The organism is Halomonas sp. MS1 (assembly GCF_024182575.1).
GTDB lineage: Bacteria > Pseudomonadota > Gammaproteobacteria > Pseudomonadales > Halomonadaceae > Vreelandella.
Map to the genome: position 1 here is coordinate 1,871,407 of NZ_CP098926.1, position 11,753 is coordinate 1,883,159.

General features: G+C 57.8%; 10 protein-coding genes. 5 read left to right on the plus strand and 5 right to left on the minus strand.

From position 1 onward, the window contains the following. Positions 1–28 precede the first annotated feature (28 nt). From NF683_RS08465 to NF683_RS08485, 5 genes are read right to left on the minus strand one after another with little or no spacing between them, the layout of a single operon-like run. Complete coding sequence (locus NF683_RS08465; protein ID WP_253921731.1) at positions 29–1,216, minus strand: acetyl-CoA C-acyltransferase; 1,188 nt, start codon at positions 1,214–1,216, stop codon at positions 29–31. Beyond that, positions 1,213–2,496 carry an ArgE/DapE family deacylase gene (locus NF683_RS08470; RefSeq protein ID WP_253921732.1) on the minus strand — a complete coding sequence of 428 codons (1,284 nt, stop codon included), beginning with the start codon at positions 2,494–2,496 and terminating at the stop codon, positions 1,213–1,215. Before NF683_RS08470 ends, NF683_RS08465 begins: the two co-directional genes overlap by 4 nt. Then, positions 2,496–3,149: a 3-oxoacid CoA-transferase subunit B gene (locus NF683_RS08475; protein ID WP_253921733.1), complete on the minus strand. Its 654-nt coding sequence runs from the start codon at positions 3,147–3,149 to the stop codon at positions 2,496–2,498. Before NF683_RS08475 ends, NF683_RS08470 begins: the two co-directional genes overlap by 1 nt. Next, entirely contained in the window at positions 3,139–3,840 is a 702-nt protein-coding gene (locus NF683_RS08480; RefSeq protein WP_253921734.1) for a CoA transferase subunit A, read from the minus strand. The genes NF683_RS08475 and NF683_RS08480 overlap by 11 nt, the downstream gene beginning before the upstream one ends. Next, positions 3,837–5,204 carry an aminotransferase family protein gene (locus NF683_RS08485; protein ID WP_253921735.1) on the minus strand — a complete coding sequence of 456 codons (1,368 nt, stop codon included), beginning with the start codon at positions 5,202–5,204 and terminating at the stop codon, positions 3,837–3,839. Before NF683_RS08485 ends, NF683_RS08480 begins: the two co-directional genes overlap by 4 nt. A 110-nt stretch (positions 5,205–5,314) precedes the next feature. Between NF683_RS08485 and NF683_RS08490 the strand changes: the two genes are divergently transcribed. The 5 genes from NF683_RS08490 (at position 5,315) to NF683_RS08510 (ending at position 11,659) form a co-directional block, all read left to right on the plus strand. Next, positions 5,315–6,220 (plus strand): LysR family transcriptional regulator, encoded by a 906-nt coding sequence (locus tag NF683_RS08490; protein ID WP_089039962.1) that lies wholly within the window; start codon positions 5,315–5,317, stop codon positions 6,218–6,220. 202 nt (positions 6,221–6,422) lie between these two features. Further along, on the plus strand, positions 6,423–6,770 hold the full coding sequence (locus NF683_RS08495; RefSeq protein WP_253921736.1) for a hypothetical protein: 348 nt from the start codon (positions 6,423–6,425) through the stop codon (positions 6,768–6,770). Positions 6,771–6,802: 32 nt separating this feature from the next. Beyond that, positions 6,803–8,545 carry a VRR-NUC domain-containing protein gene (locus NF683_RS08500; protein ID WP_253921737.1) on the plus strand — a complete coding sequence of 581 codons (1,743 nt, stop codon included), beginning with the start codon at positions 6,803–6,805 and terminating at the stop codon, positions 8,543–8,545. Next, a complete protein-coding gene (locus NF683_RS08505) occupies positions 8,542–10,860 on the plus strand; it encodes an ATP-dependent DNA helicase (protein ID WP_253921738.1) in 2,319 nt (772 codons plus the stop codon). Before NF683_RS08500 ends, NF683_RS08505 begins: the two co-directional genes overlap by 4 nt. A gap of 16 nt (positions 10,861–10,876) precedes the next feature. Further along, positions 10,877–11,659 carry a sulfite exporter TauE/SafE family protein gene (locus tag NF683_RS08510; RefSeq protein WP_253921739.1) on the plus strand — a complete coding sequence of 261 codons (783 nt, stop codon included), beginning with the start codon at positions 10,877–10,879 and terminating at the stop codon, positions 11,657–11,659. Positions 11,660–11,753 lie beyond the last annotated feature (94 nt).

Here is an 11,753-nt window from a genome sequence, read left to right on the forward strand (position 1 = left end):
CCGCTTGGTTAAACGGCATCTAGTGGCTTTAGCGTTCTAAAATGATGGCGATGCCTTGCCCACCGCCAATGCAGGCCGCCGCGCAGCCATAGCGTTGCTGGCGGGAGTGAAGAAGTCGGCTAAGCGTGCCAGCGAGGCGGATGCCGGTCGCGCCTAACGGGTGCCCCAGCGCCATGGCGCCACCCCAGATATTGACGCTCTCAGGGTCAATCGAAAGCTCACCCATGGCATGCAGCGGCACCGCAGCGAAGGCTTCGTTGATTTCCCATACGTCGATATCCTGCGGTGTCAGCTGGGCCTGTTTCAGTGCGCGGCGAATGGCGGCGGCGGCACCGGCGCCCATCTCCTCTGGCTTGACACCGCAGTCGGCGATGGCCACAACGCGTGCCAAGGGGCTAATGCCGTGCTGGCGCAGGGCAGATTCAGACATCAGTAGCGTGGCGGCGGCACCAGAGGTTAGCGGCGAGCTGTTGCCTGCAGTCACTACGCCGCCTTGCATAAATGCCGGGTCCAGCCCCGCCAGGCGCTCAGCGCTGGTATCCGCGCGGATGTTGCTGTCCGCGCTGACCGGTTCGCCTGCCGCGTTGTTCAGAGTCAAACGCTCAGCGTCAAAGTGACCTGCTGCGTTGGCCTTGGCGGCACGCTGGTGGGAACTGAGGGCGAGTGCATCCATCGCCTCACGCGAAATACCGGCAGCCTTGGCCAGTCGTTCGGCAGTCAGCCCCATGTTGAGCACCACGTCGAGCGCCAGCCAGTCGGCTTTTTGCAGCGCTTGAGGGCTGGTCAGCACGCCTTCCTTAAACAGTGCCGGGCCCATGGGCACGCGGGTCATGTTTTCCACGCCGCCGGCCATGCCAACCTCAACCGCGCCCGCCTGAATCTCCCGTGCGGTGTTGCGCAGCGCGGCAAGTCCCGAGCCGCATTGCTGATCAATTTGGCGGGTAGCACATGCCTCGCCCAGGGGGCCGAAACGCTCGGCAAGCCACAGCGGGTAACGCCCACCAAAGCTCCACTGCTCTTTTACTGGCAGGGCGCAGCCAATGCTCAGGTCTTCCACCACAGAGCCATCAACGCCGCTACGTGCTAATAAGCCATCGAACACGCTGGCTAGCAGGGCATCGCTGCGGGTGTCGGCCCAGGCATCGACCTCGGGTTTGCGGGGGTGCGCGCGGCTGAAGGCGCTACGTGCATAGTCGGCGAGATACACGTCTCTCATGCGTGGGTCTCCTGGTTGTTTGCCATGCGCGCCCAGCGGTGGATGAATAGGGCATAGGTGGTTAGCACGTGGCGGATCGAGTCGATGTTGACGCATTCGTCTACGCCGTGAATGCGCTGAGCAATCGGGCCATAGCAGGTGCCGTTGATCTCGCCGGAAACGTGGAAGGCCCTTAGGTCAGTGGTGCAGGTGGACAGATAGTGGGCAGGTGGTTCGCCTAATAAGGCTTCGTGGCACTCCGAGAGAAGCCGGATACCTGGGGTGTCGAGATCAACCACATGCCCTTCGGAGCGAAAGCCATGGAAGCTGATCTTGGGTGGAGGTGTCGCGTCGTCAAGCTCGGCGTGGCGGGTCATCAGGGTCTCGCGGACCCGCTGCATTGCCTCCTCCGGTGACATGCCGGGCGGGAAGCCAACACGCCCTTCCAGAATAGCGTGGGCCGGTACGCTGGAGGCCCAATTGCCCGCATCTACACGGCCAACGCTAAGGTTGAACGGATGAGGATGGTCGACGTATAGCGCAGGCCGGGGTAAGTCGTTCATTTCGGCTTCCAGCGCTTTTAGCGCGGGCAGATAGTCCTGCAGGGCTTCAATCGCATTGCGCCCCGCGCTGGGGTCAAGCACATGGGCGGGCACGCCATCCAGGCGCATTCGAAACCAAAGCACTCCCACTTGGCCAGCGTAGATCTGAGCGCCAAAGGGTTCCGGGATCAGTACGAAATCGCCGCTAAAACCTTGGTGCAGGCAAGCCAGCGCGCCGTTGCCGGTGCACTCTTCTTCAATGACGGTTTGCAGGGTGAGCGGGAAGTTGATCTCGACGCCTGCCTGACGTACTGCCTCAACCGCCATCACCATGGCGGCAATCCCCGCCTTCATATCACCTGCGCCACGGCCATACAGCCAGCCATCTTTTTGCCACGGCTCCCAGGGTGGGCGGGTCCACATATCGATGGGCTCGGCAGGTACCACATCGAGGTGGCCGTTGAACACTAAATGTGGCCCAGGCGCGCCGGGGTTAAGGTCTGAAATGACGTTATAGCGGCCAGTGCTGGGCCATTCGGTGGGAGCACGATGGGGGTGCGCCTCAAAGCCGGGGGCATCCAATGGTACACGGGTCAATGGCAGGCCCAGGCGTTCAAGGTGGCGCTCCATGGTGTCCAGCGCACTCTGTTCCTGGCCAAGGACGCTATAGCCCCGCACCAGATCGCTGGTCAGTTCCAGGGTGTCGTCCATCAGGGCATTGCAGCAGGCAATGATGCGTTGTTCGGTGGCGTCGAGCATCAGAATCTCCCTAAACGTGATTCATCAATCAGCAGAGGGGCGTCGGTCGCTTCGCGGAGCGCTTCAACGCTCAGCCCTTCGGCGATTTCTACTACCTCAAGTCCTTCCGGGGTCACATCCATCACGGCTTTCTCAGTGATAATGCGGGAAATACAGCGGCTGGCGGTCAGCGGTAACTGGCAGCGGGTGAGGATCTTGGGGTTGCCGTGCTTATCGTTGTGGGAGCACAGCACCACCAGTCGGGCGACTTTCTGGGCCAGCTCCATGGCACCGCCAATGCCCGGTGAGAATTTGCCAGGAATTTTCCAATTGGCCAGGTTGCCTTCCTGATCCACCTCGAAGGCGCCCATAAAGGTAACGTCCACGCGACTGCGGCGGATCATTGCAAAGGACGTGGCGCTATCGAACACGCTAGCCCCCGCGCGGGTGGTGATATACGCACCGCCGGAGTCAATCATGTCGATATCGAGCGCTTCGCCTGCTTGGCGGGGGCGGCAGCCCAGCACGCCGTTTTCGGAATGCACCAGGACATTCATATCATTGGGCAGGTAGTGGAACAGCCGTGTTGGCAGCCCGATCCCCAGGTTGACGATCTGGCCGTCGATGACTTCACGGGCGGCGCGGGTCAACATACGCTGCTGATCAGAAAGCATGGGGGCGAACTCCTTGCTGGCTGGACGCACGGTCGACTTGCACTACATGACTGACAAAGGCACAGGGGGTGTGAATAGTGTCGATAGGCAGGTCGCCGGGTTGGTCGATCTGGTAGGTTTGGGCAATCACCCGCTCGGCAGCCATGGCCATTAAGGGATTGAAATTGCTGGCCGTGGCGCGATAGATCAGGTTGCCGTAACGGTCGGCTCGCTCAGCGTGAATTAGCGCAACATCAGCCTGTAAGGCCGGCTCAATCGCCCAGGTGCAACCTTCGATATTGATTTCCTGACGGCCTTCAGCAATTTCCGTCCCTATCCCGATATCGGTAAGAAAGCCGCCGTGGCCAACGCCTGCACAGCGGATTTTTTCAGCCAACAGCCCCTGAGGATGAAAAATGACCTCCATCTCACCAGCATTCATGGCGTCAATGGCTGTTCGGTTGAGGCCTAAGTGAGAGGTGATCAAGCGCTTTACACGGCCTGCCTCAATTAGCTTGCCAATCCCGATGCCAGGCTCATTGGCATCGTTTTTAATCAGCGTTAGGTTGCGTTGGCCGCTGGCGAGAAGGGCGTCGAGCAACGCAAAGGGTGTGCCCGGCGAGCCAAAGCCGCCGACCATGATGGTCGCACCATCGGGAATCTCGGCGATAGCCGCGTCAATATCACAGGTTTTGTGGTTTAGCAGCGTCATGGTGTTAAGCGCTCCCGGGAAGGTTGTGGGGGCAAATCAGCGGCGCTAAGCGCTTGATCAAAACGCGCCATGGCACGCGCTAAGCGTTCCAGCAGAGTGTCGACTTCCTCGGGCTGAATAGTCAGCGGCGGGCAGACCAGGAAATGATCACCGGACACGCCATCCAGAGTGCGGCGAGGGTAGATCAGCAGGCCTTCCTGTTTGGCCAATGCGGTGATTTGGGCGAAACGGTTTTGCTCGGCAGGGAAAGGCTGGCGCGATTCGCCATCGGCGACCAGTTCGACGCCCCATAACAGGCCAGCGCCGCGCACATGGCCGACCCAGTCGTAGCGCTCGGCAAGCCGACGCAGCCCAGCTTCCAGCTGCGCGCCACGCTGGCGGGTATTTTCCAGCAAATCTTCGCGCACAATGGCCTCAAGCACGGCCAGGCCGGTAGCGCAGGCCAAAGGGTTGCCCGCATAGGTGTGGCCGTGTTGGAAGCCGCCGCTGGCCATGACCGTTTCGACGATAGCGCTGCGGGCGAGCATCGCGCCAATTGGGTAGTAGCCCGCGCCCAGTCCCTTAGCGGTGACCAGGATGTCCGGCACCACGTCGTAATGCTGGCAGGCAAACCAAGTGCCAGTTCGGCCCACGCCGGTGAGTACTTCATCGGCAATCAGCAAGCAGCCGAATTCATCGCATAAGGCACGAATGCCTTGCAGATAGCGTTTGCCTAACAGTCGTGCACCGGTGCTGGCACCGCCGATTGGCTCCAGTACAAAACCAATTAGTGAGTCAGGACCAGCGGCTTCCACGGCGGCGCGGGTCTCTGCCAGGATGCGGTCAACGTGAGTGTCATCATCACACTCCTGATGACGATAGAAATCCGGCCCCGGTACTTTGATGGACGCATGGGTCATGCTGGTGAAGGGCGCTTCCAGCGGCTGATAGCCGGTCATGCCCAGTGCCCCCATGGTGCTGCCATGATAAGAGGGGCGCAGCGATACAAAGCGCTGGCGCTGAGGCTGGCCAAGGGCGTAAAAGTACTGCCTCGCCAGCTTGAGAGCCGACTCCACTGCCTCGGAACCGCTGGAAATGAAAAACACCTTGCCAAGTTCACCTTCAAATAGCTCGACCAGCCGATGACCAAGCGCAACGGCGGGGGCGCTTTCAAACTGGGTGCGATAGGTGAAGGCCACCTTATCCATCTGGGCGAGCATGGCGTCACGAATATCCTGTCGACCATGGCCAAGGTTGCAGGAAATAGCCCCAGAGCAACCATCCAGATAATCCTTGCCCTGGGTATCCCAGAGCATAACGCCATCAGCGTGGCTGACTTCCGGCAGGGCAGGACCTGCCTGGTAGAACAGCGGAGAGTCGGTCATCACGTTTTCCGTTTTTTATGGTGTGGTGAAAAATCTCCCTTGCAGTCTAGGTAGGCTTGTTACTATATTTCAATATATGATCGTTTTTCGAATATCAATGAGTAAAAGTCATGCCTGAAGTCACCATTAACTCGTTGAAAGCATTAGCAACTTTCAAGACACTGTATGAAGTAGGTAGCGCTTCAGGGACGGCACGCCTGCTTGGCATGACGCAATCGGGAGTGAGCCGTTCGCTGGCGCAGCTTGAAGAGAACCTGGGGATTCAGCTCTTTCTACGTGAAAAAAACCGCTTGCTAGCAACGCCTGAGGCACGCGAGCTGTACGATGAGATTCTCAGGCTGATGGGGAATATTGAAGAGCTACGCCATAGTGTGTTGGCGCTTAAGGAGTTCGGCACATCACGCTTGAGAATTGCCGCTATTCCCGGGCTATGTTTTGGCTTTGTGCCCCAGGTAGTCGCTGCGTTACTGGCTGAAAACAGCCGGATAAGTATTAGTCTGGATATGATGTCGAGCCACGATGTACAAACGGCGGTGGAATCAAGCCATGCGGATATCGGCTTTATCACATTGCCAGCGACGTCTCCTCAACTCTTAACAGAAACACTGCTGGTGACAGAAGCCGTGGCGCTGGTGCCTGACAAGCTTGAACTAGCCTCGCATGATGTTGTTGAAGTCAGTGATTTGCGTGGTCAACATTTAGTGATCAGCAACCAGCCAAGTGTCAGCACGAATCCACTGCTGGAACTTGTCGCCGAGCACGGGGTTAAAATTTCAGGTAAAACGGAAGCTAATATCGGCACGATTAGCGCGCTGGTAGCTAATGAGGTTGGTGTCACGGTAATGAACCCGATTACTGCGCAAGATCAGCTGTCGCGCCACGACCATGTCAAAGTGCTGCCTTTTATGCCTGCGTTGTCGTTTGGTTTTGGCATTGTTTATCGCCCAGAGTGGCATGAGTCTAAAGTGTTGGCGTCGCTTAAACACAAAGCGAAAGAGACACTAATGAATTACTAACGTTTACAAATCATTTCGTTCGATTAGCAGGTATAGTACAGGCATAGGGCGTTACGTCTTGGTTTAGGCTATGTCTGGGGGTGGCCAGAAATACCCCGAAGATGACAGTTGCACCACAATCGGGCAATCTAACGCCCTTTTTCGCCAGTGCTAATGGGCGGAGCTCATTAAATTTCAATCATCATTCAGCATGGAGTGCAGTGTGGCAGTTTACGGCGGTATTCAGGCGCATGAATTGGAACGTTGGTTAAATGCATTAACCAACGCGGCCTATGATCGACGCTGCCCACTTTCTAAAGTGCACGGCGGTAACGCCCGTGCTCGCACTGCTCGCCAGGACTTGTTACATCTCGCCCAGGCTTTCCGTAGCGGCGAACGAATTCGCGATGATGTGGCCGCTGGCTTAAGCCGCTGGTGCCAATACTACCTAACAGAAGCGGAATGGTATGTGCTGGTGGGCGGCCGCAAACCCGTTGCCCAATCAAAGGCGTCATCCTCTGCTGCTGATGACGATGCACTGGACGTACTTTATCAGCACCGGGTGGGTTAACCTGCTTCATCAAGCACTGTTACAATGGATAGATGAACAGTGCTCCTGTCGCGTCAGCGACCGCCTCCTTAGACGACCCTTTCTACTATCTAACGAACTTTCGTTACGTGTTGGCGTGGGTGGAAGCCCGCCACTACGATCTATTAAGTGCTGCTGAACGCGACGCTATTAGTCATTTTGAGACGTTACCCCAAGCCTCCCAGGCGCTGTTGGTGCGCATGGTGATGCGTAAAGGGGAATTATTTCGTCTGGATAAACTGAGCTATGCGGAAATCGGTGACGCCGAGCAGGCCTTGGCGCCGTTGGTCGTCCTTGGTTGGGTAGACAATGCCCCGCAGTTAAGCAGTCGCGAGCTATTTCGCCTGTTGCGACTGAGTGAACTGCGCCAGGCATTGGCAGGCGAGATCACCAACGCCGGTCTAGCCCGCAACAGCACGAAAGCTGCGCTTCAAGCAGCACTGGAAGAGTCGCTAGAAGAGTCCGCCCCCCTTCAACAGTGGTGGCCAACGGCGACGACGCAGATTGTGCGGCTAACGGTGATGGCGCTGTGTGATCGACTTCGGCTGATGTTTTTCGGCAATCTGCGCCAGGACTGGGCAGAGTTCGTGCTAACGGAGTTGGGCCTGCAGCGCTTTGAGCAAGTACCGTTTAGCGCGGAATCACGTGCCTTCCAAAGCCGCTCTGACGTGTCTACTTACTTAACGCTGCACCGCTTGCGCGAACGCTTGGACGACGGCGAGCTGCCGCAAGTGCTTGCCATCGAAGTGCCACCAGCTTCCAGCAATCGTTGGTTAGCTTCTCGGCGGGCGCGGTTGCTGCTTGCCATTGGCCGCGAGGCTGAGCGCGGCGGCGACGCAGAGTTAGCGTTAACACTTTACGCTGACGCCAATAACAGCGATGCGCGTATTCGCAGACTGCGCGTGTTAGAGCGTTTAGGCCGTTATTCAGACGCTTATGAACTCACGATCAGCGCGCTGGACGCGCAGCCAAATGAAGGCGAGAGCCAAGCGCTTATGCGGCTGCTGCCGCGTTTAGCACGCAAATTACCCCAACAGGTTGATCATTCTGCTTGGGCTGATCAACAAGCGGCCCAGGCGCCTACCTATGTGCTACATTTACCTGGCCCTCAGCCAGTTGAGCGTGCCGTTGCTGACGACATGGCGACCCCTAACGCGCCGGTGTATTACGTTGAAAATGGCCTGCTGACGGGGCTATTTGGCTTACTGCTCTGGCCAGCCATTTTTAAACCGCTGCCAGGCGCGTTTTTTCACCCGTTTCACAGCGGGCCTGCGGATTTATACCGCGAGGATTTTGTCGCTCAGCGGCAAGTCGATATCACCGCCTGCCTGGCCCAGTTGGATGACGGCCGCTATCAGGACACGATACTGCGCACCTGGCACGCCAAACAGGGCATCGCCTCGCCCTTTGTTCACTGGGGAGTCGTCAGTGAAGAGCTGTTAACGCTTGCGCTTAAGTGCTTGCCGCCTGCCCATTTGCGTGCCTGTTTTATGCGGCTATTAGATGACCTTAAGCATAACCGTGCAGGTTTACCTGACCTGATTCAGTTGATGCCGGATGCACCGCCCGGCGAGCCACGCTACAAAATGATAGAAGTGAAAGGGCCGGGGGATCGTCTACAAGATAACCAACGCCGCTGGATCGGCTTCTTTTGCCGCCATGGTATGCCCGTTGAAGTATGTCATGTGCGCTGGCAGCCAGCATCTGAACCAGAAGGGTTTCAACCAGAAGGGCCTGAACGAGAAGATGCCGAATGAGCCGTTACCGGGTAGCGGTGCGCACGCTCTGTGACTTTACCGCACGGGAGGGCGACCTTGATCATCGCTTTACGCCAGCACCCAGCGCTCAGGAAGGTATCGAAGGACATGGGTTAGTGGCTAGCCGCCGGGGCGAGGATTACTTGGCCGAACTGCCGCTTTCCGGTGAGTATCAGGGGCTTCGCGTGGCGGGCCGCGCTGACGGCTTTGACCCCAGCGCTAACCGTTTGGAAGAGGTCAAAACCTATCGTGGCAATCTAGATCGCATGGCGGCCAATCAGCGTGCGTTGCACTGGGCGCAGGTGAAAGTATACGGCGCGCTGCTGTGTGCCGAGCGCTGCCTTGAGCGGGTCACGCTGGTGTTAGTGTATCTGGAGATTAGCAGCGGCCAGGAAACACTGCTTACCCACGACGCTAGCGCCACCGAGTTGCAAGCGTTTTTTACCGATCACTGCCAACGCTTTTTGGCCTGGGCAGAGCAGGAGTCTGCCCATCGCCAGCGCCGCGATGAGTGGCTGGCGACGCTGACGTTTCCCTATCCTGATTTTCGCCCTGGGCAGCGCACGTTGGCGGAAGATGTCTATAAAGCCGCCAGCACCGGGCGGTGCCTACTGGCCCAAGCCCCTACCGGCATTGGCAAAACCCTTGGCACGCTATTTCCGATGCTGACTGCAATGCCCCGTCAGCAGCTGGATAGGCTGGCCTTTCTGACCATGAAAACCCCAGGCCGCCGTGTGGCGCTGGATGCGCTGGCGCGTCTTGTTACCTCCAGTTCATCACCGCCTACTTCATCTTCCTCCACGGCGTCTGCGCTCGCATCGCCGCTGCGGGTGTTGGAACTGGTGGCCAGACAAAAAGCCTGCGAGTACCCAGGCACCGCTTGCCAAGGCGATGCTTGCCCGTTAGCAGCAGGTTTTTATGACCGCTTGCCGGCCGCTCGCCAAGCCGCGGTGGCACGTCGCTGGCTAGATCGTGACGGACTGCGAGAGGTGGCGCTTGCCCACAGTGTGTGCCCGTATTATCTAGGCCAGGAACTAGCCCGCTGGGCCGACGTGGTCGTGGGCGATGTGAATCACTGGTTTGATAGCCATGCGCTGCTGCATGGTTTGGCCCAAGCCAACGACTGGCGGGTAGGCCTGCTGATAGATGAAGCGCACAACTTAGTTGAGCGAGCGCGGGGCATGTACAGTGCCGAGCTTTCCCAGCAGCGCTTGAGCCGCCTGCGTCGCCGCTCACCTCCCGCGCTTGCTAAACCGCTAGCCCGTGTCGGTAGGCAGTGGCAGGCGCTAACGAAGGAAGTCACCACCGATGCAGCGGCGTCACAGCGTTACCATTTACTTGATGCGCTGCCCAACAAACTGGTGGCCGCGATGCAAACCTTGGCTGGCGCGATCACCGATTATTTGGTTGAGCACCCCGACGCTTCAAGCATTGAGCTTCAAGAGCTGCTGTTTGACGCATTGACCTTCTGCCGTTTGGCGGAGCGGTTTGGTGACCACTCACTTTGCGACCTTGCCAGTTATGGCCGAGGCGACGCAGTGCTAGGGCTGCGCAATGTTATTCCGGCGGATTTTCTGGCGGCACGCTTCAAGGCTGCCAGCAGCGCAGTGTTGTTTTCGGCCACGCTGACCCCGTTTCACTACTACCGAGATTTACTCGGGTTACCGGAAAGCAGTGTGTGGCGGGAAGTGGCCTCACCGTTTGCCGCCCGCCAGTTGGAAGTGCGTATTCGCGCCGATATTTCCACTCGCTATCATCACCGTGAGGCCTCTGTGGCGCCTATTGTGGAAGTCCTGGCCGACCAGTATCAGCGTCAACCTGGCCACTATCTGGCGTTTTTTAGTAGCTTTGCTTATCTGGAGCAGGTGATGACGCAGTTTCAGCACGCACATCCCAGCGTGCCGATGTTTGCCCAAACCCGTGGAATGCAGGAAGCCGAGCGCGACGCCTTTCTGGCGCGCTTTACCCCGGGTGGTAAGGGAATCGGCTTTGCAGTGCTGGGCGGTGCTTTCGCCGAAGGGGTCGACCTGCCTGGCGAGCGACTAATCGGCGCGTTTATTGCCACCTTAGGCCTGCCGCCGTTTAACGACTTTAACGAAGCGCTGAAAGCGCGCCTGAACACCCGCTTCGGCCAGGGCGACGACTACACCTACCGCATACCCGGCATGATCAAAGTGGTGCAGGCCGCTGGAAGGGTGATTCGCAGCCCCGAGGATGAAGGGGTTGTGATATTAATGGACGACCGTTTTGCCCAGGCCAAGGTGCGCGCATTGCTGCCACGCTGGTGGGGGCTAGGCAACCACTCATCTTCTTAGAGGCCATGCACGCGCAATGACAGATTTACTCTGGTACCAGTACCTTCTCATCGGGCTTATTTTTGCTTGGAGCGGTTTTGTTCGCACCAGTCTTGGTTTTGGTGGAGCCGTGCTGGCGCTGCCTTTTCTGCTGCTGGTGGTCAACGAACCGCTGGTCTTCCTACCGATTGTGGCCATTCATTTGCTGATTTTTTCCAGTTGGATTGCCTGGAACGGCCATCGTCAAGTGCAGAAAGCGGGTGTGGGAGGTAAGTCGCCGGAAAGTAATATCGACTGGGGCTATTTAACCAAAGCCCTGAAAATCATGATCGTGCCTAAGTTGATCGGGGTGGTGGGGCTGTTAACGCTGCCCTCTCAGATCATGACCAACATTATTTTCGGCATTGTGATCATTTATGCCATTGGCTATGTGCTGAATAAACCGTTTAGAAGTAACAACAAATACGTCGATATCGTGCTGCTTGCTCTCGGTGGCTATGTCAGTGGCACCTCGTTGATTGGCGCGCCGCTGATTGTCGCGGTGTTCGCCACCCACGTCGCCAAAGAGCAACTGCGCGACACCATGTTTGTGCTGTGGTTTATCCTGGTGATGATCAAAATGGCGTCGTTCATCATCGCCGGCGTCGACCTCCAACTGATTCATCAACTATGGCTACTGCCCTGCGCATTTATCGGCCATTTGCTAGGCGAAAAAGCCCACCGCTACATGCTAAAAGCAGACACCGGGCTGTTCTTCCGTGTACTGGGAGCCGTGCTGATCTTGGTCAGCGTGATAGGGCTGATTCACCCACCAGGGTAGGAAGAGAAGCAAACAACAAAAAACGGCCACTTGCTGTGTTAGCTAAGTGGCCGTTTTTTATGGTGTTCTTGGTCGGAATAGCAGGATTCGAACC